The following is a 22508-nucleotide window of genomic DNA, read 5'->3' as shown; positions in this document are numbered from 1 at the left end:
CGGATGCCTGCATATGGAGCACGTCAGTCCGGGGGAACGTCGCAGTAGCAGTACCAGTCGCAGTCTTGCCGTAGCAGCAGAAGCAGAAGGAGGACACCGTTGGGTTCCCTCTCCATCGGCTCAGGTCAGACCGCTTGTGGTCTCGACATCGGGACCGATCACGTAAGGGTCGCCCAGGTCAAGTCGACCGGTTCCGGCTTCACGCTGACCGGGTATGGCTCGGTTCCTGTTCCCATGGGCGCAGTCGCTGACGGCGAGATCGTCGACACGGGCGCTGTGGCAGCGGCGATCAAGGACCTCTGGCGCCACTCCAAGGTGCGCGGCAAGAACGTCAATGTCGGCGTCTCCAACCAGCGCGTGATCGTGCGGCTCATCGACCTTCCGTTCATGGAGCGCGGCGAGCTGCAGAGCGCGATCCAGTATCAGGCTCAGGATTACATCCCTATGGCCGTCGAGGACTCCATCCTCGACTTCCAGATCATCGGCGACTACATGACGCAGAGCGACGAGCACATGATGGAGGTGCTGCTGGTCGCCGCGCACCGCGAGATGATCGCCAACACCGTGTCGGCGGTCGAGGGGGCCGGACTCAAGCTCGACCAGATCGACGTCTCCTCGTTCGCGGTGGTGCGTGCGTTGATGGGCGATAGCGATCAGGTCCTGCCCGACGACGACGGCCAGGCCACCGCCATCATCCACATCTCGTCCGGCCTCACCAATATCACCGTGGTGGAACGCGGCGTGCCGCGCTTCAACAGGATATCGTCGCTCGCTGGCAGCACGTTCACCCACGCCGTGGCCAACGTGCTCAATATCGGGTTCGACGAGGCCGAGGATCTGAAGCGCCGCGTCGGACTGCCGAGCATCGACGCCGGCGCTGACACCGCGATCCAGGGGGTGGATCCCGAGTACGTGCCGGTGGTGCAGGAGTCCATCGAGCGGGAGGTCAACAAGTTCATCGCTGAAGTACGGCGATCGCTCGACTACTACCTCACGCAGACGGCGCAGGTGCGCAGCATCCAGCGCATCCTCCTTACCGGAAGCGGCGCGCAGTTGCGGAACCTCGCCTCGTATCTCGAGAAGGGGCTGCAGGCCCAGGTGCTCGTGGCCGACCCGTTCGAGAGGATCAACGTTGCTTCCGGCGCCCAGCAGGCGCTCGGCTCCGATAGGATGGGTGCCGTCACGGCGATCGGTCTGGCGTTGGGGGGGTTGCAGTCATGATGCGTGTGAACCTGCTTCCTCCGGAGATACTCGAGCGCCGGCAGGCGGAACGCCGCATCATATGGGTCGTCGTTGCGGCGATCGTGATCGCGGTGCTCCTTGCGGGCGTGTGGGGTGTCGCCAACTACAGGCTCCAGAACAAGAAGGACGAACTCGCGGCCGTCCAGCAGGAGGCCCAGGCCATCCAGGCGCAGGCCGATCAACTCGCCATCTTCGAGACCCGGGCAAGCGAGCTCGAGGAGCGCCAGGCCACCGTCCAGGCGGCTCTCGGCGGCCGGATCGACTGGGCGAAGCTGCTCGACGAGGTGTCGCTGGTGCTCCCCTCGGACCTGTGGGTGCAGACGATGGCCGTTGATGAAGATGCGGGTATCTCTCTCGCGGGGTACGCGATAGACTCCCCGGACGATGTCCCGGACCTCGGCCACAAGGCGATCGCCAAAGCGCTCGTGAGGCTTGCGGACCTCGAAGACCTCAGCGACGTCTGGCTCGCCAGCTCGGTGAAGACCGAGTTCGCCGAGCAGGACGCGATCCAGTACACCATCACGTCGAAAGTCGTGCCCCCGGCCACAGAGGGTGAGGCCGAGTGATGCGATACATGGATACAACAGACCCGCGACGGGTGAGCCTGCCCCGCCGAGTACGTTCGCCCCGTAGCGGAGGATGTCTGCGATGAACCGTCTTTCAGCCCAGATGCAGATGTACATCGCGATCGGCGTCATCGCGGTCCTTACGATCGCGTTCGTGGTCCTGGCGATCCTGCCGAAGTTCCAGCAGGCCTCGGCAGTGGACACGGAGATCGCAGCGGCCCAGACGGAGTTGCAGACGGCCCAGGCTCTGCTGGCGCGCCGTCAGAGCGTCAAGGCTCAGGCAGCCGCCAATGAGGTCGAGCTCATGCAGATCGCCAACCAGGTGCCCGATTCGCCGCAGCTTCCCTCGGTGATCATCGAGCTTCAGGATGTGGCGAACGCGGCGGGCGTGGAGTTGCCCACGATCTCCGTAGGCGACATCTCGGCAGCGCCGGTGGCCGAAGACGGCTCTTCACAGGCGTATGACGTGGTGGAGCTCACGGTGGGCTGCACGGGGCAGTGGGCGGATGTCATCGACTTCTGCCGACGGGTGAACAACCTCGACCGTGGGACGCGAGTGACCGTGATGACGTTCACGTATGTGCCGGAGACCGAGGAAGTGGACGCGTACATCGACGTATCAGGCACCATCGAAGTGTACGTCATGGCCGCGGCTTCGACCGAGGCTCCGGCCGCCCAATGATCGAGCAGCGAGGAGGTGACCGCTATGTCTGATGACCGCATGGATGCGACCGGAGCGCAGGCGCCGGAGACGACCGATGTGCCGGAGAAGAAGCCGGGCTTCTTCTCGACCCCCGGGGGGCGCCTTGTGGGTATCGTCGGCGCCCTGGCGTTGCTGGCGATCATCGGTGGTGTCGTAGCGGCGGTGATACTCGGCTCGCTCTTCTCCGATGCGATCGACGACGCTGTGGTCGAGGTCACTGAGACCGGCCAGGCTGAAGACGATTCTGGAGACTCGACGATGACGGTCGAGGCGGCCGCACCGGCTGCCGAGGTCCGCAACAGCGAGGTCTTCACGTTCAGGGACATCTTCGATCCGCTGCTCGAGCCGCTCCCCACAACAAGCACATCGACGGATTCGACGACTACCACTGACCCGGGCGACACCGACACCGTCACTCCTGATACGCTCGATGTCCTGTATCTCGACGGTGTGGTGACCGAAGACGGCATCATGAAGGCGGAGCTGCGGTACAACGGAACCACGTACACGCTCGGGCCCGGAGAGGGTATCCCGGACACACCGTGGGAAGTGCTGCGGGTCAGCTCCACCAGCGTGACCATGCTCTACGGCGACATCCAGGTGACCCTGGCGGTGGGTCAGGGGATAACGAAGTAGCAGGGCCCAGCACACGATCCTTGTCGGGCGTCGCATATGCGGCGCCCGATGTGTCTCTGCTGAAGGAAGCGCGAGGCGTACGGTAGGGCCGGCCCGCCACTGCGGTAGAATCCAGGTACCGATACGAGAGGGGCGATGCGGTGCGGTACACAACGGCAGGGGAATCACACGGCCCGGAGCTCGTGGTGATCGTCTCCGACGTGCCGGCCGGTATCGAGCTCGACCGTGCGACGATCGATCACGACCTGGCCCGCCGCCAGCAAGGATACGGGCGTGGCGGTCGTATGGCGATCGAGACAGACCGTGCGCTTGTGGTGGCAGGAGTACGTTTCGGGCGCACTCTCGGCAGCCCGGTGGCCATGAGGATCGTCAACCGTGATGCGGCGAACTGGTCCGAGGTGATGGACCCGTGGGGAAGTGGTGACGGCGTGGAAGCGGTCACGGCTCCGCGACCCGGTCACGCCGATCTCGGGGGCGTGCAACGCACCGGCGCCGCCGACGTACGCGACATACTCGAGCGGGCCAGCGCCCGGGAGACCGCGGCGCGGGTGGCGGCGGGGACTGTCGCACGTGCGCTGCTCGCGGCTCTCGGCGTATCGGTGCGCTCATGGGTCGAGCGGATCGGGCCGGCGGCTACCGGGGCGCTCGGTCCCGAGGAGGCGGACCCGGCAGCGGTGGCGACGAGCGATGTGTCGTGTCCGGACGCGGATGTCGCCGCCGAGATGCGCTCCGCCATCGATAATGCCCGTCAGCAGGGCGAAAGCCTCGGCGGAGTGTTCGCCGTGTGCGTGGAGGGGCTGGTGCCCGGTGTCGGCGGCTATGCCGAGCAGGGACAGCGGCTCGATTCGCGTCTCGCCTCGGCGGTCATGTCGATACCCGCGATCAAAGGCGTGGAGTTCGGCCTCGGGTTCGCCGCCGCGGCTCGCACCGGCTCGGCCGTCCACGACGAGATCGTGCTGGGTGAGAGCGGCCGGCTGCGGCGCGCCACGAATCGTTCGGGCGGCATCGATGGCGGCATGACCACGGGCGAGCCGGTCGTGCTGCGTGCGGCGATGAAGCCGATACCTACGCTGATGCGGCCGCTCAGGACCGTGGACATCAGTACCGGCGAGGTCGCTGATGCGGCCCGCGAACGCTCCGACGTGTGCGCGGTACCGGCAGCCGCCGTAGTGGCCGAGGCCGAGGTGGCGCTCGTGCTCGCCGACGCATACCAGGGCCTTCTTGGCGGGGCCTGCCTCCACGACATGCGGACGGCGCTTGCGGCGTACCGGGAGAGGATCGCCTGGTGAGCCACGTCTTCCTCACAGGGTTCATGGGTGCCGGCAAGAGCACGGTGGGTCGGCTCGTCGCTGCGCGCCTGAAGCGCCGGTTCCTGGACCTGGACGCGATGATCGAGGAGCGCGAAGGGGCGCTGGTGAGCGAGATCTTCCGCACGCACGGCGAATCCGGGTTCCGGCGCGCCGAACACGACGCGCTCCGCTCCCTGGAGCGGGAGCCGGCCGCCGTGGTGGCAACGGGCGGCGGTGTGATCCTGCGCGAAGACAATCGGGCGCTTCTGCGCGGCCTTGGCACCGTCGTGTACCTGTCGGTGACGCCCGAGGAGGCGATCGCCCGCGTGGGGGACGCCGCCGGTCGTCCGCTGCTCGCGGGGGCGGGTGTCTCAGCGGCCCGCGCGATCCTGGATGCACGACTCGGTCTCTACACGAGCACGGCCGACCACGTGATCGACACAGTGGGACGGCCGGCCGAGGATGTGGCCGACGACGTCGCCGCGGTCGTCGGCTCGCTCACCTCGGCGAGCATCCCGGTAGGGGAGGCCGGGTCGCCGGATGCGTACAGCATCGTGGTGGGACCCGGACTGATCGATGAGATCGGCGCGAGGATCCGGGACGTCACCGGCGCCCGGCGGATCGCTCTCGTGACTGACGAGCACGTCCGCGATCTCGTCGGCGATCGTGTGACGGCCTCGATCGAACGCTCAGGCGCCACGCTGTCGGTGCACGTGATCGCACCCGGCGAGCGGTCGAAGTCCTGGGAGACGGCGGGTGTGTTGCTGGAGGAGTTCGCGGCAGCCGGTCTCGACCGCGGCGGATGCGTGGTCGCTCTCGGGGGCGGTGTCGTGGGCGATATCGCCGGCTTCTGCGCGGCGACCTACATGCGCGGGGTGCAGGTCGTGCAGGTTCCCACGACGCTGCTCGCGCAGGTCGATAGCGCGATCGGCGGCAAGACCGCCGTGGATCTACGCGCAGGTAAGAACCTCGCGGGGGCGTTCTGGCCGCCACGGCTCGTGCTCGCCGACACAGCGCTGCTCGACACGCTTCCGGCGTCCGAGTGGACGAACGGCCTGGTGGAAGCAGCCAAGGCGGCGGTGCTCGCCGGCGACGCCGCGTTCGAGTTGTTCGAGTCGCGTACGGAGCGCATCATGGCGCGTGACGCAGCCACGATCAGGCAGACGGTGCATGACGCGGCCTCGTTCAAGGCGGCCGTGGTGAGCGCCGACCTTCGTGAGTCGGACACGCGCGAGTGCCTGAACCTCGGCCATACGCTGGGCCATGCCCTCGAGATGCTTGCCGGATACGACAGGTTGCCGCACGGGCTTGCGGTGGCCGAGGGCATGCGCTTCGCCATGACGCTGGCGGTGGATGTGGCGGATGCGCCGCGTTCACTGGCGGAGAGGGTGGACGGGCTCGTTGCGCGGATCGGCGGCTCTCGTGAGGCGTTCCTGGAGCAGGTCGGCGACGCCGTCGAGCGCTTCACTCCCGATGCCGTGCTCTCGGCCATGAAGTCCGACAAGAAGGCGCGTTCCGGCGCTGTGCGCTTCGTTCTGGTCGAACGCCCGGGAAGCTGGCGGGTGGTGGCGCTCGACGATGCCACTGTGCTGGGTGCGCTGCAGGAATGGCGTTCCGTGATCGACCGGGAGGCATGATGCTGCGGATACTCGTGATGAACGGGCCGAACCTGAACCTCCTCGGAAGACGTGAGCCGGAGGTGTACGGCACCAAGACGCTCGATGATATCGAGGCGCTCGTGGCCGATACCGCGGGTGACCTCGGCGTGGACGTGATGTTCTTCCAGTCGAACCACGAGGGGGCGCTGATCGACCGGCTGCATGAGGCGATGGGCGAGTGTGACGGGGCGGTGTTCAACCCGGGAGCGTACACGCATTACTCCTACGCGCTGCGTGACGCGATCGCGGCAACCGGTCTCCCCGTGGTCGAGGTGCATCTCAGCGATATCGGGGCTCGTGAGGAGTTCCGCGCCGTGAGCGTCACGGCACCAGTGTGTATCGATCAGATCAGCGGCCTGGGACCCGCTTCTTACACCGCGGGCCTTGAGCGTCTCGTGAGGCATCTTCGCAAGGAGGACGAATGGACATAGAAGGACGCATCCGCAAGCTCCGCCGACGCATGGAGGATGAGCGGGCGACGGCCGTGCTCGTGAGCGCTCCGGCCAACCTTCGGTACCTGACGGGCTTCGACGGCGTCATAGACGATGGGATCAATGGCGCATGTCTGGTGACCGCCGATGTGACCCGGTTCTACACCGACATGCGATATGCCGACGCCGCGGCAGCGGCGGCCGAAGGCGGGCCATGGGAGGTCGGCATCCAACGCGAGAACCTGTACGTGGAGGTCTGCGATGAGCTCCACGCCATGGACGTCGACTCGCTCGCCGTCGAGTCGAGCGTGCCTTATGGCCGGTTCAAGTTCATCTCCGAGCAGTTCAGGGGCGCCGTCCGGGTCATCGACCACCTGATCGAGGACTTCCGTCAGATCAAAGAGGACGAAGAGGTCGGCCGGATCGCGGCTGCGGCCGCGATCGCGGACGAGGCGTTCCACCACATGCTCGGATACATCGTGCCGGGGAGGACGGAATCCGAGATCGCGCTCGAGTTGGAGTTCACCATGCGTCGCAACGGTTCCGAGGGCATGCCGTTCTCGCCGATCGTCGCGTCGGGCCCCAACGGAGCGCACCCGCACGCGATCCCGGGCCCGCGGGAGGTGCAGCCGGGTGACATGATCGTGCTCGACTTCGGCGCACGTGTGGGGGGCTACTGCTCCGACATGACCCGGACCGTGTGCGTGGGCAAGCCAACGGACGAGCAGCGCCGGATCTACGACGCGGTGCTCGCCGCCAACGAGGCCGGCATCGCAGCCGTACGCGCGGGGATGCCCTGTGTCGATGTGGACAAGGCGGGCCGTGACGTGCTCGCGCAGCGCGGCTTCGGGGACTACTTCACGCACGGCATCGGGCATGGAGTGGGTCTGGATATCCACGAACTGCCGACGATCGGCCCCCGCAGCACTCAATCGCTGCGCGACGGCGCGGTCGTCACCATCGAGCCAGGCGTCTACGTCGAAGGTGTGGCAGGTGTTAGAATCGAAGACCTGATGGTCGTTGACGACGGGGGTCACCGTCGCCTGACCAACGCCCCGAAGGAACTCATCGAGATCTAGGAAGGTCCACATATGGCTGTCGCCACCAACCAGTTCAAGACCGGCATGTGCATCATGTACAGCGACAAGATGTACATCATCGTCGACTTCCAGCACGTCAAGCCGGGCAAGGGCGGCGCATTCGTGCGCACCAAGCTCAAGGAGCTCAAGACCGGCCGCGTGAACGACGTGACGTTCCGTGCAGGCGAGAAGGTGGACGACGTACGGGTGGAGCAGAAGCGTCTCCAGTACCTCTACTCGGACGGCTCTGCGTATCACTTCATGGACACCGAGTCCTATGAGCAGTTCGAGATCGCGGCCGACTTCGTTGGCGACGCGGCCAAGTGGCTCAAGGAGAACGACGAGGTGCAGGTGGTCTACGCCGGCGGCGAGATGATCGGTGTGGAGCCGCCGATGTTCGTGGAGCTCGAGGTCACCGAGACCGACCCGGGATTCAAGGGTGACACGGTCCAGGGCGGCACCAAGTCCGCCACCCTCGAGACCGGCGCCGTCGTCCAGGTCCCGATGTTCGTGGAACAGGGCGATACGCTCAAGATCGATACGCGCGACGGGTCCTATATCACGCGCGTGTAGCCTCCGCTATACTGTTCCGACCGGCCCCGCAGGCAGAAGTGCTCCTGCGGTGGTCCACGCCTACCCGCTGAGAGGACGGTGCGATGCGACCGGTCAAGATCACCGACACGACGCTCCGCGACGCCCACCAGTCGTTGTGGGCCACCCGCATGGAGCTCGGCGACATGCTGCCCATCCTGCCCAAGATGGATGCGGTGGGTTACTGGTCGCTCGAGGTGTGGGGCGGCGCGACGTTCGATGCCGCGCTGCGGTTCCTCGACGAGAACCCCTGGGACCGGCTTCGCGTCATCAAGCAGCACTGTCCCAACACGCCGCTCCAGATGCTGCTGCGCGGCCAGAATCTGGTCGGCTACCGTCACTACAGCGACGAGATCGTGGATCGCTTCGTGAAGGCGTCGCACCGCAACGGTATCGACGTGTTCAGGGTCTTCGACGCGCTCAACGACATCCGCAACATCACGCCTGCAGCTCTCGCCATCAAGGAATCGGGCGCGCACTTCGAGGGCGCGATCTCGTACACCGTCAGCCCGGTGCACACGCTGGACAGCTACATCCGCTATGCCGAGCAGCTCAAGGATCTCGGCGCCGACACGATCTGCATCAAGGACATGGCGGGCATGCTCACGCCCTTCCGCACCGAGAAGATGGTGCGGGCGCTCAAGGACGAAGTGGGACTGCCGGTCCACGTGCACTGTCACTACATCGGCGGCATGGCGCCCATGAACTACCTCAAGGCCGCTGAGGCCGGTGCGGACATCATAGACACTGCGGTGGTGGCGCTCGCCTTCGGCAACAGTCAGCCGGCGGTGGAGATGATCGTGGCGGCGCTCAAGGAGAGCCCCTACGACAGCGGCCTCGATCTCGACCTGCTCTTCGAGATCGCACAGTACTGGGAGGACATCAGACAGGCCAAGCAGTTGAAGCGAGGCGTCACCTCGCTGCTGCATATGGAGGTCTTCAGCCATCAGGTCCCGGGCGGCATGATGAGCAACCTCATCAGCCAGCTCGAGCTACAGAACGCCAGCTCGAGACTGTCCGACGTGCTCGCTGAGATCCCAAAGGTCCGCGCCGAGGTGGGGTATCCGCCGCTCGTGACGCCGATGTCCCAGATCGTGGGTACGCAGGCGGTGATCAACGTGCTCACCGCCAAGCGGTGGTCGGTGGTCCCGCAGGAGATGAAGGACTACATCCGCGGACTGTACGGCAAGGCGCCCGGTCCGATGGATCCTGATGTCGTCGCGAGCGTCCTGCGCGATGCGGAACCGCTGCCCGCCGATGTCCGTCCGGCATCGCTGGTGACGACCACGTATGACCAGGTGGCCGCCGAGGTCGGCGACCTTGCGCACACTGAAGAAGACGTACTGATGTACGCGCTGTTCCCCAACGAGGCGCGAGCGTTCCTCGAGCGTCATCGCGAGGGGGCCGAAGGCGCTGTGTTCATGACCGGGCGCGAGATCGATCATGCCAGAGAGGACGACGCAGTGAACGTGAATCACATCGCAGAGCTCGTGAAGCTCATCGAGAGTTCGGACGTCACCGAGATCGTTGTCGAGGAGGGCGATGCCCGCGTGGTCGTCCGCAAGGGCGGCACGTCGGTCGAACCGTCACATCACCAGCATGTCCCCGCTCCGCCGGCGCCTGCCGCTCCGGAGTCGCCCCAGGTGGTCGATACCACATCCACCGCCGGGCGACCCGCAACGTGGCGTGCGGTGACCGCGCCTATGGTCGGCACGTTCTACGCGTCTCCGTCGCCGGGCGCCGACCCGTACGTGATGGTGGGCGATACCGTGGCCGAGGGCCAGTCGTTGTGCATCCTTGAGGCGATGAAGCTCATGAACGAGATCGCTGCCGAGGAGGCCGGCGTCATCCGTGAGGTGGCCGCCGTCAACGCGCAGCCTGTCGAGTACGGTGCGGTCCTCTTCTACTACGAGCCGGTCGCCTAGTGGCTGCGATACGGACACTGCTCGTCGCCAACCGCGGGGAGGTCGCACTCCGCGTCGTGCGCGCGTGCAAGGAGTTGGGTATCAGGTCGGTGGCCGTCTTCTCGGAGGCTGACAGGGACTCTCTCCACGCACGGATGGCCGACCAGGCCGTGTGCGTGGGTCCGGCGCCATCGTCGGCGAGCTACCTCAACATGCCCAACATCATCTCCGCGGCGCTCACGAGCGGCGCCGACGCCGTGCACCCGGGGTACGGGTTCCTCGCGGAGAACGCGGCCTTCGCCCGCGCATGTGCCGACTCAGGCCTCGTGTTCGTGGGTCCTTCGGCGGATGCGATCGAGCGGATGGGCGACAAGGCGGTGGCACGCAGCACGATGATGGCTGCCGGAGTGCCGTGCGTCCCTGGCAGCGACGGCATCGTCGAAACGGCCGAAGAGGCGCTCGCTTTCGCTCGCGAGGTCGGCTTTCCCGTGCTCATCAAGGCGTCCGCGGGCGGCGGTGGCAAGGGCATGCGTGTGGCCGCCGACGAGTCGGAGCTCGTCCACAACTTCACCGCGGCCAAGACGGAGGCCGCCGCCGCGTTCGGCAACGACGAGGTGTATCTCGAGAAGTACCTGTCGCGGCCGCGGCACATCGAGATCCAGGTGCTCGCCGATACGCACGGCAATGCGATCTACCTCTACGAGCGTGACTGCTCGGTGCAGCGGCGTCACCAGAAGCTGATCGAGGAGGCGCCCTCACCCGCGCTCAGCGAGGAGTTGCGGGCGGCGATGGGCGAAGCGGCCCTGAAGGCGGTTCGTGCGGTCGACTACGTGAACGCCGGCACCGTGGAGTTCCTGCTCGACACGGATGGCAGCTTCTTCTTCATGGAGATGAATACGCGCGTACAGGTGGAGCATCCCGTGACCGAGCAGATCACCGGCGTGGATATCATCAAGGAGCAGATCCGGATCGCAGCCGGCGACCGCATGACACATGCCTCGCAGGATTCGGTCACGCTTCGCGGCCACGCTATCGAGTTCCGCATCAACGCCGAGGATCCGATACACAACTTCAGGCCGCACCCCGGGATGGTCGAGTGCTTCAACCCGCCGGGAGGGTTCGGTGTCCGCGTGGACAGCCACGTGTACGGCGGGTACATGGTGCCCCCGTACTACGATTCCCTGCTCGCCAAGCTGATCGTATGGGGCGAGACCCGGGATGAGGCGGTCGCCCGTGCGCGCAGGGCGCTCGACGAGTTCATCGTCGTCGGCATCCCCACCACCATCCCGTTCCACCAGTTCGTGGTGGAGGAACCGCACTTCGTGAAGGCCGAGGTCTATACTGACTACGTTGAGCAGCATGTCGACCAGGCTGCTCTGAACGCGTTCGTGATCGACGGCTCCCGACCCGAGGAGGGGCACGATGTCTGAGGAGATCACGCTGGACGGCATCGGGGTCGCCCCGGGCGTCCTCGAGACCATCGCCCAGGTGGCTACGCAGTCCGTGGAGGGCGTGGCGGCGATCGTGCCGGCTGCGGGCGGACTCGCGGGACTTGTGCCCAAGGGTGCGGCTCGCGGTGTGGTCGTCGAGGTGGGAGAGGGTAACGAACTCACCGCGAGCGTGCGGATCAGCGCATCGTATGGCAGGCCGCTGCGTGAGGTGGCGACCGAGGTCCAGCGTGCGGTCACGGACGCCCTGCTCACGCACACCGGCCAGGCGGTCGCTTCCGTCGACGTGTACGTCGACGGGGTCGTCTTCCCGGACGAGCAGTGACGTACGGTAGACCGGGTACGGGTAGATGATGCTCGAGCGAACCCGCGCGCGCCGTCAGGCGCTCCAGATACTCTACCAGCGCGATATCACCGGGCAGGACGTCCGGTCGATACTCGACACCCGATCGTTCAACGACGAGGACGGGGAGCCCTCCGACTACTGCCGCCAGCTCGTGCTCGGCACAGAGGCGCGCCAGGGCGAGGTGGATGCGCGCATCGAAGCCACCTCACAGCATTGGTCGTTGATGCGTATGCCGTTCGTGGACCGGAACATCTTGCGTCTGGCCGTGTACGAGATCATGTTCGAGGAGGACGTTCCGGCCTCGGTGGCTATCAACGAGGCCGTCGAGCTGGCCAAGGCGTACGGCGGTGACGATTCGCCCAAGTTCGTCAACGGGGTGCTCGGCAAGATCGCGGAGCTGCGTGGCGAGCCGGTACCGGACGACGTGACCGATGACGTGGAACATGAGGAAGGGGTCTGACCGGCGATGGCGGATGAGAGGTACACGTTCGAGACCGCGCGGGTCAGGCTGGAGGAGATCGCCGCAGAGGCGCGCAAGAAGGACACGTCGCTCGAGAAGAGCCTCGATCTGCTCGAGGAGGGCGTCCGCCTCGCGAATATCTGCACCGAGCTCGTCGACCACACGGACATGAGTGCCGCTCCTGCGCCCGGGAGCGGAGAGGTCGACGGCACCGGTGGACCGGATGATGCGTCCGGGGCCGGTGAGGTGGTCGTTCCCGACATCGAAGGCACGGCCGCTGAAGACGATGTGCCGGGTCAGCCGCTCAACGGCGCGGACCCCGATGAGGGTGCCGATGCCACGGGTGACGCGCAGCAGGCCGACTCATCGGCAGAGTGACCGGCCAGTTACGGCAGGGTTGCGGCGCTGGCATTCGTGCAGCGCGCGGGTGGTACGATGGGAATCCAGGGTGCCGCCGCGACCCCCACGCACGGGAGTGTGCCTGATCAGTGTCACAGACGCCCATTCTTGATTCCATAAACGAACCGGCCGCTCTGAAGGCGCTCAGCAGCGAGGAGCTCACGCAGCTGGCTGCCGAGATCCGGGCGACTCTCATCGCTACCGTCTCTGAGACGGGCGGTCATCTCGCGCCGAACCTTGGTGTCGTGGAGCTCACGCTGGGCCTTCACCGGGCGCTCGACTGCCCCGCTGACAGCGTGATCTGGGATGTAGGCCACCAGGCGTACGTCCACAAGCTCATCACTGGGCGCAGGGAGGGATTCGGAACGCTGCGCACGTACGGCGGCGTCTGCGGGTTCCCGAAGCGCACCGAGAGTCCCTACGACGTGCACGACACGGGGCACGCGAGCACGTCGATCTCGGTGGCGCTGGGTCTCGCCGCTGCGCGCGATCTGAACGGCACGGACGAGACCATCGTAGCGGTGATCGGCGACGGATCGCTGACCGGGGGCATGGCGTTCGAGGCGCTGGACCATGCGGGCCACCTGGGCTCGCGGCTCATCGTGCTCCTGAACGACAACGAGATGTCGATCGCGCCCAACGTGGGGGCCCTGTCGAGCTACCTGGCGCGCGTGAGGCTCGACCGCCGATACCGTCGCCTCAGAGATGATGTCGAGTCGGCGCTCGCTCGCACAAGGGTCGGTGCGGCGATGGTGGCTGCCGGCGAGGCCGCCAAGGAGTCGGTGAAGCAGCTTATCGTGCCGGGGATGCTCTTCGAGGAGCTCGGCATCCAGTACGTCGGCCCCATCGACGGTCATGACATCGCCCAGGTGCAGAACGCGATAACCTGGGCCAAGAGCGCCGACGGTCCCGTGCTTGTGCATGCGGTCACGCGCAAGGGCATGGGATACACGCACGCTGAGGACCGCCCCGACGAGTTCCATGGCGTGAGCCCGTTCTCCGTGGAGACGGGCCGTGCGAACGGCGGCGGCCCCAAACCGCTCAGCTACACGCAAGTCTTCGGCGATGCGATCGTGACCGAGGCCGAGCGCGATCAGCGCATCGTCGCCATCACGGCGGCCATGCCGGCGGGAACGGGCCTCACGGCGTTTGCGGAGCGCTTTCCGGACCGGTTCTTCGACGTAGGCATAGCCGAGCAGCACGCGGTGGGTCTGGCCGCTGGGCTCGCACACGGCGGCCAGATACCCGTGGTAGCGATCTACTCGACCTTCATCCAGCGCGCTTACGACCAGGTGATCATGGACGCCGCTCTCCAGGGTCTCCACGTGGTCTTCTGCCTCGACCGAGCGGGCCTGGTGGGCGAGGACGGCCCTACGCACCACGGCGTCTTCGACCTCACGTTCCTGCGGGCCGTTCCCGGTCTCGCCGTGATGGCGCCGTCCAACGAGGCCGAGCTGGCGGACATGTTGCATACGGCACTCGCCATGGACGGCCCGGTGGCGATCAGGTATCCGAGAGGCGCTGGTCGCGGAGTGGCGCTGCCCGCTGAGCGGCGGATGCTCACCCCCGGTGTCTCCGAGACGGTGCGTCAGGGGGAGGACGTCGCCCTACTGGCCATCGGGCGGATGGTCGAGACCGCCGAGCGTGCGGCCGAGTCGCTCGCTGCGCACGGCGTCACGGCTGAAGTGGTGGACATGCGCTGGGTGAAGCCTCTCGACCGCGATGCGGTTAGGAGAGCTGCCGACAGGCCGCTCATCGTGACCCTGGAGGAGAACACCGGTGAAGGCGGCTTCGGCGGCGCCGTGATGGAGACCCTCGCTGAAGAGGCGATCACAGTCCCCGTCATGAAGATCGCGATCCCCGATTGCTTCGTGACGCACGGGAAGACGAGCATCCTGCTCGAAGAGGTCGGACTCACGCCTGAGTCGGTGACCGATGCGATCCTGCGGAGGCTGGCGGCTCTGCGCGAAGCGGAAGGTGCGATCTTAGATGACGGCGCGCAGGCTCGACGTCGAGCTCGTTAGCAGGGGTCTTGCGCGATCGCGAGAGCAGGCCCGGGGTGTCATCCTCGCCGGTGATGTGAGCGTCGACGGCGTGACGGTGTCAAAGGCTGGTGCGCCCGTGGAGCCTGACGCTGAGATCCTCGTGGTCGAGCGGCCCCAGTACGTATCGCGCGGCGGCCACAAGCTGGCGGGGGCGCTTGACTCCTTCGGCGTCGACCCTTCAGGCGTGTGCGCCGTCGACGTGGGAGCCTCCACAGGCGGCTTCACCGATTGTCTGCTGCAGCGGGGCGCACGCTCCGTGACGGCCGTTGACGTCGGCTACGGGCAACTCGCCTGGTCGCTCCGCAACGATCCTCGTGTCCACGTGCTGGAACGCACGAACATCCGCACTGCCGATCCGGAGCGGCTCGGAGGACCGTACGACATGGCGGTCATAGACGTGTCGTTCATCGGCTTGTGCAAGGTCCTGCCGGCGGTGCGTACGATCCTGGCCGATGACGCCGTCTGTCTCGCTCTGGTTAAGCCTCAGTTCGAAGCCGGTAAAGGACGTATCGGTAAGAAAGGTGTGGTGCGCGATCCAGCGGTCCATCGTGATGTTCTCGGCTCGGTGCTGGCCACTGCGGAGCAGGACGGGTGGGCAGTGTGCGGCCTTGGCTGGTCGCCCATCACGGGCCCGGAAGGTAATATCGAGTTCTGGGTGTGTCTCAGACCGGAAGGCGAGCCGGTCAAGGTGGATGTCGATGCGATCGTAGAGGCGGCGCATGCCGCATTGGGAGGCTAGCGTGCGTGTACTGCTCGTTCCAAACCCGATGAACCCTCGCTCCATCGATGCGTCCCGCGGAGTGGTGGAGTACCTGCGGTCCGGAGGTTACGAGCCGGTGATGATCGCCGAGGACGTCGACCTCAGCGGTGTGGATGCCATCCCCGTGGCACGCGCTGACATCGGGACACCTGAGCTCGCAGTCGCCCTCGGAGGAGACGGCACCATCCTGAAGGCGGTCCACATCCTTGGGCAGCTCGACGTGCCGATCCTCGGCGTGAATCTGGGCCGCCTTGGATTCCTCTCCGGCGCGCGTGGCGAGGACGTGCTCGAGGCCGTCTCATCGGCGCTCGCGGGCGACGTCTCGATCGAGCGGAGGCAGACGATCGAGGCCACCGTCATGGCGGGTGGGCGTGAGGCGGGATCGTATCGGGCGCTGAACGAGGTGTTCGTCGGCCGAGGGGCGACATCGCGGTCGATCGAGCTCGAGGTCGATGTGAACGGCTCCGTCATCGGACGATATCTGTGCGACGGGGTCATCGCCGCAACCCCCACTGGTTCCACCGCGTACGCGCTCTCGGCCGGTGGACCCGCTGTGGCGCCGGGGGTACGCGGCATCGTGACCGTTCCCGTCGCGCCCCATACCGTTGCGGCGCGGCCGGTGGTCTCCGCGCCTGGCGACGTTCTCACGCTCCGGTGCCCCACGCTCGCGCGGGCTGATGCATGTGTCTCCGTGGACGGCGACCAGGTCCCATGCCGTACGACGCTCGACAGCGTGCGGATACGCGTGAGCGATCAGGACGTGCGCCTCGTCCGCGCCAACGGGCGCGGGTTCTACTCGTCCCTCGGTACGACCTTCTTTGGAGTCTGACGTGCTGGCAGAGCTGCATGTGCGGGATCTCGCACTGATAGAGGACGTGTGGCTGGAGCTCGGCCCCGGCCTCACGGTGCTATCGGGGGAGACCGGCGCAGGCAAGACCGTGCTCGTGTCCGCGCTGAAGCTGCTTCTGGGCGAACGCGCCGATTCGGCGATGGTGCGGCAAGGAGCTGCCGAGGCGGTGGTGGAGGGGCGGTTCGTGATCGACGGTCGTGACATCGTCGCTCGTCGCCGCATCAGCGCCGAGGGGCGGTCGCGCTGCTCCATAGACGGCGAGATGGCAACGGTGGCGATGCTCGCGGACACACTCGGCCCGATGGTGGATCTCCACGGCCAGCACGAGCACCAGGCGTTGCTGTCGCCGGCCCGTCACGCCGGCTATCTCGATCGCTACATCGGCGAGGAGGCCGCGGAGGCGCTCGCGCGATATCGGGAAGCCCGGCGGACGGCCAGGGAGGCGGTCGCGCGTCTGGATGAGCTTCGTGGGGCGCTCGCCGACCGGGAGCAGCGGGCCGATTACCTCCGCTTCGTCATCGGGGACATCGATGCCGTTGAGCCGCAGACGGGTGAAGACGAGGAGTTGACGGCGCTGCTGCCTCGGCTCAGGTATGGTGAGCGGCTGGCGGAGGCGTCATACGCGGCATGGCAGGCGCTGAAAGAGGAGCGGGGCGCCTCGGACGGCCTCTCGGCCGCGCTCGCGGCGCTTGGCGGTGTCCGAGGCCTGGATCCCGCGCTCGACGGCTTCGCGGAGACGGTCTCCCGACTGGACATCGAGCTGCAGGAGCTCGCGGCACAGGTCCTTGAGTATGCGGAGAGCATCGACCACGATGCGGAAGCTCTGGATGCCGCTGAAGCGAGGCTGCACCGCATAGAGGGGCTCACCCGCAAGTACGGTGGGACCGTGGCGGCCGTGATCGCCATGCGGGAGAGCGCCTCGGAGGAACTCGACGTCCTCGAGGCGGGTGAGGCGGGGTTGGCGGATGCCGAGCGGCATGCTGAGGAAGCGGCGGCCGTCCTGTGTGAGGCCGCGGAGTCCCTTCGCGCCGTCCGTGATGCCGCCACCGCGCCGTTCGTGGCACGGCTGGGCGAAGCCGCTTCCGATCTGGCGCTCGCGCATGCGCAGTTCGGCGTCGAGCGGACGGCGTTGCCGTTCGAGTCATGGACGTCGGACGGCCCCGAGCGGGTGGAGTTCCTGTTCACGTCCGCTGCCGGAGAACAGCTCCGGCCGCTTGCCAAGATCGCGTCGGGCGGAGAGGTCTCGCGGGTGATGCTCGCCCTCAAGGGCGTGCTGGGGGAGGCCGACGCGGTGCCGGTCCTGGTGTTCGACGAGGTGGACGCCGGGATAGGCGGCGCCACTGCACACGCGGTCGGGGAGCGGCTGGCGAGACTCGCCCGGAGCCACCAAGTGCTCGTGGTGACGCATCTTGCCCAGGTAGCCGCGTGTGCCGACGTCCAGATGGTCGTGGAGAAGCAGGAGCACGATGGCCGTACGGTGACCACCGTCCGGAGCGTCACCGGCGATGAGCGCGTTGCCGAGGTGGCCCGAATGCTCTCGGGCGGCACCTCTGAGGCGGGTATCGCACACGCGCGCGAGCTGCTCTCCGCGCAGGTCGCTGACATGGTGAGAGGGTAGCCAGAGATGTACGTATATGGGACCGCACGACTGGACCATCGCACGAAGGACCTCGTCAAACGGCTCGAGCATGGCGACATCGCCATCATCGATCACGTCGACATGGATCGCCTCAGCGCGGAGTCGCTCCTCGAGTCCGGCGTTGAGTTGGTGATCAACGCCTCGCCGTCGATCTCCGGCAGCTACCCGAACCTGGGCCCGTTGCTGCTTCTGCGCGGAGGCGTGGAGATCCTTGACGCGGTGGGTCCGGAGGTCTTCGAAGGGGTGACCGAAGGCGATCGGATAGAGGTATCACGCGGCACGGTCTATCGCGATGGTGAAGCGGTGGCTTCCGGTACGAGGCTTACCATCGAGGGCGTCGAGGCGGCCATGACCGAGGCCACCGCGCGTCTGGATGAGCAACTCGACGCGTTCGCACGGAACACGATCGAGTTCATCGACAAGGAGCGCGACCTGCTGACCGGTCCGGTCGCCGTGCCGCATCTGCGCACGCATATCGAGGGCCGGCACGCACTCGTCGTGGTTCGCGGATACGACTACAAGAACGACCTGCGCACGCTCGTGCCCTACATCCGTGAGATGAAGCCGGTCCTCATCGGGGTGGATGGTGGCGCCGACGCGCTGCTCGAGATCGGGCTCAAGCCGGACATCATCATCGGCGACATGGATTCGGTGAGCGATGAGGCTCTCACAAAGGCACGAGACCTGGTCGTCCACGCATACGTCGATGGGCGATGTCCCGGGCGTGAACGGCTGCAATCTGCGGGGCTCACGGGTACCGAGTGGCGCAGCGCGGGGATGAGCGAGGATCTCGCGCTGATGCTGGCGAGCGAGTCGGGCGCCGAACTCATAGTCGCTGTCGGTACCCACTGGAACCTGCTGGAGCAGCTCGACAAGGGCCGCAAGGGTATGGCATCGACGTTCCTTGTTCGGCTCAGGGTGGGACCGCGCCTGGTTGACGCGAAAGGCGTGAGCAGGTTGTATCGTGCATCGGTAAGCCCGATGCAGTTGCTGGTGCTCTCGTTCGCGGGCCTGGCGGTCCTCTCTGTCGCCGTCATCATCTCGCCCGGTACGCGCGCGTTCCTCAACCTGATGTTGCTGCAGCTCCGGACACTGATCGGACTCTAGGAGGCTCGTCACGATGTACAACCTGCGATATCACATCGCGTCGCTGGTGGCCGTGTTCTTCGCGCTGGCCCTCGGCCTTCTGCTCGGCACCGTGGTCGCGGAACGCGGCATGCTCGACGATCAAGGCGTCGAAGTGGTGCGGGAGCTCCAGGCCCGGTTCGATGAGATCTCCGCCGAGAACGAGACGCTCTCGCTGGGTCTGGAGAGGGATCGTGCATTCGCCGAGGACGTCGTAGGTCCGCTCGTTGACGGCCTCCTGAGCGACGCCGACGTTGCGGTGCTCGCTACCGCCGGTCAGGCGCACAGCGTGGAGGCGGTCCGCGAGACCGTGCAGTCGGCGGGAGGAGCGGCCTATGTGGTCACGCTCAACACGCCGGCGCTCGGTCTTGACCAGACGGAGCCGGAGGGTCTTGCGGGACTCCTCTTCGGCGAGGGGATCGAGATGGCCGAGCCCGGCGAGGCGCTTCGTGAGCAGGTCGCGGAGCTGCTGTATGCCGAGTGGCGCGCAGGCGGCGAACGTCCGCTCACCGAGCTGCTCGTCTCGACCGGTCGGATGGCGACGGAGAGCCTCACCGGCACGTTCACGGTCGACGCCGTCGTGATCGCAGGCACCGGATCAGAGGGCTGCGACCCGTTCTCCTTGTCCCTTGCACAGCGGATCATCGCCGACGGTGAGCATGCTGCCGCGGCCGAACTCTCGGAGACTCCGGGTGGTGTCGCCAGCGTGTGCGACGGGGAAGGGGTGTCGGCCGTCGATCATCTTGAGACCCCGCAGGGTCGTCTCTCGCTCGTATACCTGCTGGCAGGAAGGGCGAGCGGATACTACGGCACGGGCGATGGTGCAGACGGGTACTATCCGGCGATGACCCCGTAGGACCTGTGCCGGTGCCGTGCGCCTAGAGGTCCCGGCCGGACGCCAGGCGGGCCAGCGCGGCAGCTACCTGCACGAACTGACGTCCGCGATGCACGAACCCCGCAACGTCGCGGCCGGTCGCCGCATGGCCCATGGTGGTGGGAACCTCCATGAGTCGTAGTCCTGCCCGCGCGGCTCTCACCGTAAGGCCTACCTCAACGCCGTAGCCTTGGGCGAAGGGCGTGGCTGCCTGCCAGGCCGCCCGTGAGAGGGCGCGCTGTCCCGAGAGCGGCGCCGTGGGTTCGTAGCCTGAGAGCGCTTTGATCCCGGTACGCGCCAATCCCTTCACCAGTCCGAAGCCGCCGGATCCCGCAGGCCGGGGAAGGGTCGCGATGGTCATGTCGGCGGCACCGGCGAGCACCGGCTCGAGCAACAGGCCGGCCTGGTCCGCGGTCGTGCCAAGATCGCCGTCGAGGAGCACGATCACGTCCGCTGAGTCGGCCACCGCATCGAGGCCTGCCTGGAGCGCTCCTCCCTTGCCGTGGTTGACGTCCAGCGCGAGCACCTGGGCCCCCGCTTCTCTTGCGACGTCGCCGGTCCCATCCGTGGAGGCGTCATCGATCACGATCACCCGGTCGATCGTGCCCACCGAGCGTGCAGCTTGCACCGTGTCCGCGATCCGGTCGGCCTCGTCATGGGCCGGTATCAGCGCTATCACGCTCACGGACGTCTCCGTCCCCGCTTGAGCCGCCGTGCGAGCGGCTCGAACACGTCCGTCAGCTCCGGTACGCGGAGCGCGGCCATGATCCCGTATGCGGCGAGGAGTCCGAGGGCGCCAGCGATGAACAGCTGTATCAGGAAGCCACCGGGAAGCGCCAGTACATCGGCGCTCACGCGCGCGACCACCCATGCCACCGCGGCGCCGCCGGCAGAGGCGAGCGCGACGACAAGGAAGGTCTTGAGCGAGGAGCGACCGTCGAACGAGCCGACTCGGCGTCTCAGGATGATGAGGAGCGCGGTCATGTGCAGGAAGAAGAAGATGCCGTCGGCGATCGGCACGCCGATGATGCCCAGTCCTTCCCACAGTCCGGCTCCCGTTGCGAGCAACGCGTAGAGTCCTACGTGAAGCGTGGTGGCGACTATGTTGGTCAGCATCGGCGTCTTCGTATCCTGCAGCGAGTAGAACGACTTGAGCACGTACATGTAGCCCGCGTAGAAGGTCAGGCCGAGCGCCCACCACATCAGCACGTCGGCGACCACCGGGACATCGCTGGCGGTGAACCGTCCTGCGCGGTACATCGTGATCACGGGTGTGGCAAGGGTCGCGAGGAGCGCGGCTAGCGGCATGATGAGCACCATGGTGGACCGCAGGCCACGGGTGAACATCCGCTTGAAGCCCCCCATATCGATGGCGTTCGCCCGTTCGGTGAGTTCGGGGAAGATGGCCGTCGCCAGGGCCACCGCGAAGATGCCGTACGGGAGCTGATAGAACTGCCAGGCGTAACGGAGGGCGGCCTGTCCGCCTTCACCGGTGGCCACTGCGATGTTCGTGCGGAACGTGACCGCGACGAGGTTGGTGATCACATAGATCAGGATGGGGACCATCTTGACCGCGACCGTCCGCAAGGCGGGGTGACGCCAGTCGATGCGCATCGTGTATCGCCCGCCGAGCCTGATGATGCTGGGGATCTGCACGAGCGCCATCGTGACCACACCGAGCGTGGTGCCTACCGCCAGACCCGTCAGCGCGAGCGATGGGGCGGTTTCGCGGAACGGCACGTAAAAGCCCAGGAGCGTCACGGTGACGACCAGGTTGTTGAAGATGGGCGCCACCGCTGGAGCGAGGAACTTGCGGTACGAGTTGAGCACGCCCGCAAAGACGAGCTGTGCGCCGTAGAAGATGATCTGGACGGCGAAGAAGCGGAAGAACCAGGTGGCCATCTCCGCCTGCTCGGGAGGGATCGTGAGGGTCTGCGAACGCACGAACGGCTGCGGCCAGACGGTCGCCAGCAGCGCCACCGCCCCGAGACCTACGATGATGATGTTGAGGACGTAGCTGGCGAACCGCCAGGCATCCTCCTCGCTGTGCTTCTGCAGCCGCTCCATGAACATCGGGATGAAGACGCTCGAGAGCACGCCGCCGGCGAGAAGCTCGAAGAGCATGTTAGGGAGGTTGTTGGCGATGTCGTACGAGTCGGCTATGGCCGTTACGCCGAGGGCGAACGCCATGGCCCACGTGCGCACGAAACCCGTGAGACGCGACACCAGCGTCGAGGCTGACATCAACGCTGTGGATCGCGCTATCGATGGTTGAGCGATGGGTGCCCTCCTCGGGACGGCCGGTCTCGGCCAAGTGTAGCCGACGACAGGCTGTTACCGTAGCGGTGTCACGTTTCGGTATACTGAGCGACGGGCACTCCGGACCGGGTCGACCTACGGTTCGATTCGCTCATGTTCCCCCTGACACGCACGCATGTCTTGCCATGCCCTGAAACGCCGAGG

Annotated in this window: 22 protein-coding genes; 20 read left to right on the top strand and 2 right to left on the bottom strand. The window is 66.5% G+C overall.

Features of this window, described 5'->3' with window-relative positions; translation table 11 throughout:
* Positions 1-99: 99 nt before the first annotated feature.
* The 20 genes from pilM to MSB02_RS02540 all read left to right on the top strand — a co-directional run bounded on the left by pilM (position 100) and on the right by MSB02_RS02540 (position 20027).
* A complete protein-coding gene (gene pilM / locus MSB02_RS02635; protein ID WP_267193660.1) occupies positions 100-1221 on the top strand; it encodes a type IV pilus assembly protein PilM in 1122 nt (373 codons plus the stop codon).
* A complete protein-coding gene (locus tag MSB02_RS02630; protein WP_267193659.1) occupies positions 1218-1808 on the top strand; it encodes a PilN domain-containing protein in 591 nt (196 codons plus the stop codon). The genes pilM and MSB02_RS02630 overlap by 4 nt, the downstream gene beginning before the upstream one ends.
* A gap of 82 nt (positions 1809-1890) precedes the next feature.
* The gene (pilO, locus tag MSB02_RS02625; protein WP_267193658.1) at positions 1891-2490 is read left to right on the top strand and encodes a type 4a pilus biogenesis protein PilO; all 600 of its coding nucleotides are present in this window, start codon (positions 1891-1893) and stop codon (positions 2488-2490) included.
* 24 nt (positions 2491-2514) lie between these two features.
* Entirely contained in the window at positions 2515-3147 is a 633-nt protein-coding gene (locus tag MSB02_RS02620; RefSeq protein ID WP_267193657.1) for a hypothetical protein, read from the top strand.
* Positions 3148-3287: 140 nt separating this feature from the next.
* Positions 3288-4436, top strand: a complete 1149-nt coding sequence (aroC, locus tag MSB02_RS02615; RefSeq protein WP_267193656.1) for a chorismate synthase — start codon at positions 3288-3290, stop codon at positions 4434-4436.
* On the top strand, positions 4433-6073 hold the full coding sequence (gene aroB / locus MSB02_RS02610) for a 3-dehydroquinate synthase (RefSeq protein ID WP_267193655.1): 1641 nt from the start codon (positions 4433-4435) through the stop codon (positions 6071-6073). Before aroC ends, aroB begins: the two co-directional genes overlap by 4 nt.
* On the top strand, positions 6073-6525 hold the full coding sequence (gene aroQ / locus MSB02_RS02605; protein ID WP_267193654.1) for a type II 3-dehydroquinate dehydratase: 453 nt from the start codon (positions 6073-6075) through the stop codon (positions 6523-6525). Before aroB ends, aroQ begins: the two co-directional genes overlap by 1 nt.
* The gene (locus MSB02_RS02600) at positions 6516-7604 is read left to right on the top strand and encodes a M24 family metallopeptidase (RefSeq protein WP_267193653.1); all 1089 of its coding nucleotides are present in this window, start codon (positions 6516-6518) and stop codon (positions 7602-7604) included. Before aroQ ends, MSB02_RS02600 begins: the two co-directional genes overlap by 10 nt.
* A 12-nt stretch (positions 7605-7616) precedes the next feature.
* Positions 7617-8177 carry an elongation factor P gene (efp, locus tag MSB02_RS02595; RefSeq protein WP_267193652.1) on the top strand — a complete coding sequence of 187 codons (561 nt, stop codon included), beginning with the start codon at positions 7617-7619 and terminating at the stop codon, positions 8175-8177.
* An 83-nt stretch (positions 8178-8260) separates the two neighbouring features.
* On the top strand, positions 8261-10120 hold the full coding sequence (gene accB, locus MSB02_RS02590; RefSeq protein ID WP_267193651.1) for an acetyl-CoA carboxylase biotin carboxyl carrier protein: 1860 nt from the start codon (positions 8261-8263) through the stop codon (positions 10118-10120).
* Positions 10120-11529 carry an acetyl-CoA carboxylase biotin carboxylase subunit gene (accC, locus tag MSB02_RS02585; RefSeq protein WP_267193650.1) on the top strand — a complete coding sequence of 470 codons (1410 nt, stop codon included), beginning with the start codon at positions 10120-10122 and terminating at the stop codon, positions 11527-11529. The genes accB and accC overlap by 1 nt, the downstream gene beginning before the upstream one ends.
* Positions 11522-11872: an Asp23/Gls24 family envelope stress response protein gene (locus tag MSB02_RS02580; protein WP_267193649.1), complete on the top strand. Its 351-nt coding sequence runs from the start codon at positions 11522-11524 to the stop codon at positions 11870-11872. The genes accC and MSB02_RS02580 overlap by 8 nt, the downstream gene beginning before the upstream one ends.
* A 25-nt stretch (positions 11873-11897) precedes the next feature.
* Positions 11898-12353, top strand: a complete 456-nt coding sequence (gene nusB, locus MSB02_RS02575; protein WP_267193648.1) for a transcription antitermination factor NusB — start codon at positions 11898-11900, stop codon at positions 12351-12353.
* Positions 12354-12359: 6 nt separating this feature from the next.
* The gene (locus MSB02_RS02570; RefSeq protein WP_267193647.1) at positions 12360-12731 is read left to right on the top strand and encodes an exodeoxyribonuclease VII small subunit; all 372 of its coding nucleotides are present in this window, start codon (positions 12360-12362) and stop codon (positions 12729-12731) included.
* Between the two features lie 110 nt (positions 12732-12841).
* Positions 12842-14776 carry a 1-deoxy-D-xylulose-5-phosphate synthase gene (gene dxs / locus MSB02_RS02565; protein ID WP_267193646.1) on the top strand — a complete coding sequence of 645 codons (1935 nt, stop codon included), beginning with the start codon at positions 12842-12844 and terminating at the stop codon, positions 14774-14776.
* Positions 14742-15536 carry a TlyA family RNA methyltransferase gene (locus MSB02_RS02560; protein WP_267193645.1) on the top strand — a complete coding sequence of 265 codons (795 nt, stop codon included), beginning with the start codon at positions 14742-14744 and terminating at the stop codon, positions 15534-15536. The genes dxs and MSB02_RS02560 overlap by 35 nt, the downstream gene beginning before the upstream one ends.
* A 1-nt stretch (position 15537) precedes the next feature.
* Positions 15538-16386 (top strand): NAD(+)/NADH kinase, encoded by an 849-nt coding sequence (locus tag MSB02_RS02555; RefSeq protein WP_267193644.1) that lies wholly within the window; start codon positions 15538-15540, stop codon positions 16384-16386.
* A gap of 1 nt (position 16387) precedes the next feature.
* On the top strand, positions 16388-18025 hold the full coding sequence (gene recN, locus MSB02_RS02550; RefSeq protein WP_267193643.1) for a DNA repair protein RecN: 1638 nt from the start codon (positions 16388-16390) through the stop codon (positions 18023-18025).
* Positions 18026-18031: 6 nt separating this feature from the next.
* A complete protein-coding gene (gene steA, locus MSB02_RS02545) occupies positions 18032-19153 on the top strand; it encodes a putative cytokinetic ring protein SteA (protein ID WP_267193642.1) in 1122 nt (373 codons plus the stop codon).
* Between the two features lie 13 nt (positions 19154-19166).
* Positions 19167-20027: a copper transporter gene (locus tag MSB02_RS02540; protein WP_267193641.1), complete on the top strand. Its 861-nt coding sequence runs from the start codon at positions 19167-19169 to the stop codon at positions 20025-20027.
* A 22-nt stretch (positions 20028-20049) separates the two neighbouring features.
* Here MSB02_RS02540 and MSB02_RS02535 read toward each other — a convergent pair whose 3' ends face one another.
* Both MSB02_RS02535 and murJ read right to left on the bottom strand, forming a co-directional pair.
* A complete protein-coding gene (locus MSB02_RS02535; protein WP_323748485.1) occupies positions 20050-20730 on the bottom strand; it encodes a glycosyltransferase family 2 protein in 681 nt (226 codons plus the stop codon).
* Positions 20727-22310 carry a murein biosynthesis integral membrane protein MurJ gene (gene murJ / locus MSB02_RS02530; protein ID WP_267194109.1) on the bottom strand — a complete coding sequence of 528 codons (1584 nt, stop codon included), beginning with the start codon at positions 22308-22310 and terminating at the stop codon, positions 20727-20729. The genes MSB02_RS02535 and murJ overlap by 4 nt, the downstream gene beginning before the upstream one ends.
* Positions 22311-22508 lie beyond the last annotated feature (198 nt).

This window comes from Anaerosoma tenue (assembly GCF_023161965.1).
Taxonomy (GTDB): Bacteria; Actinomycetota; Coriobacteriia; order Anaerosomatales; family Anaerosomataceae; genus Anaerosoma; species Anaerosoma tenue.
The sequence above is the reverse complement of the archived record's forward strand: the minus strand, read 5'-3'. Positions and strand labels throughout refer to the sequence as shown.

What these genes read in the sequence shown, in the direction of transcription:
- MSB02_RS02630 (WP_267193659.1), top strand. Translation starts at nt 1,218, where the DNA reads ATGATGCGTGTGAACCTGCTTCCTCCGGAGATACTCGAGCGCCGGCAG.
- pilO (WP_267193658.1), top strand. Translation starts at nt 1,891, where the DNA reads ATGAACCGTCTTTCAGCCCAGATGCAGATGTACATCGCGATCGGCGTC.
- MSB02_RS02620 (WP_267193657.1), top strand. Translation starts at nt 2,515, where the DNA reads ATGTCTGATGACCGCATGGATGCGACCGGAGCGCAGGCGCCGGAGACG.
- aroQ (WP_267193654.1), top strand. Translation starts at nt 6,073, where the DNA reads ATGCTGCGGATACTCGTGATGAACGGGCCGAACCTGAACCTCCTCGGA.
- MSB02_RS02600 (WP_267193653.1), top strand. Translation starts at nt 6,516, where the DNA reads ATGGACATAGAAGGACGCATCCGCAAGCTCCGCCGACGCATGGAGGAT.
- efp (WP_267193652.1), top strand. Translation starts at nt 7,617, where the DNA reads ATGGCTGTCGCCACCAACCAGTTCAAGACCGGCATGTGCATCATGTAC.
- accB (WP_267193651.1), top strand. Translation starts at nt 8,261, where the DNA reads ATGCGACCGGTCAAGATCACCGACACGACGCTCCGCGACGCCCACCAG.
- MSB02_RS02580 (WP_267193649.1), top strand. Translation starts at nt 11,522, where the DNA reads ATGTCTGAGGAGATCACGCTGGACGGCATCGGGGTCGCCCCGGGCGTC.
- nusB (WP_267193648.1), top strand. Translation starts at nt 11,898, where the DNA reads ATGATGCTCGAGCGAACCCGCGCGCGCCGTCAGGCGCTCCAGATACTC.
- MSB02_RS02570 (WP_267193647.1), top strand. Translation starts at nt 12,360, where the DNA reads ATGGCGGATGAGAGGTACACGTTCGAGACCGCGCGGGTCAGGCTGGAG.
- MSB02_RS02560 (WP_267193645.1), top strand. Translation starts at nt 14,742, where the DNA reads ATGACGGCGCGCAGGCTCGACGTCGAGCTCGTTAGCAGGGGTCTTGCG.
- steA (WP_267193642.1), top strand. Translation starts at nt 18,032, where the DNA reads ATGTACGTATATGGGACCGCACGACTGGACCATCGCACGAAGGACCTC.
- MSB02_RS02540 (WP_267193641.1), top strand. Translation starts at nt 19,167, where the DNA reads ATGTACAACCTGCGATATCACATCGCGTCGCTGGTGGCCGTGTTCTTC.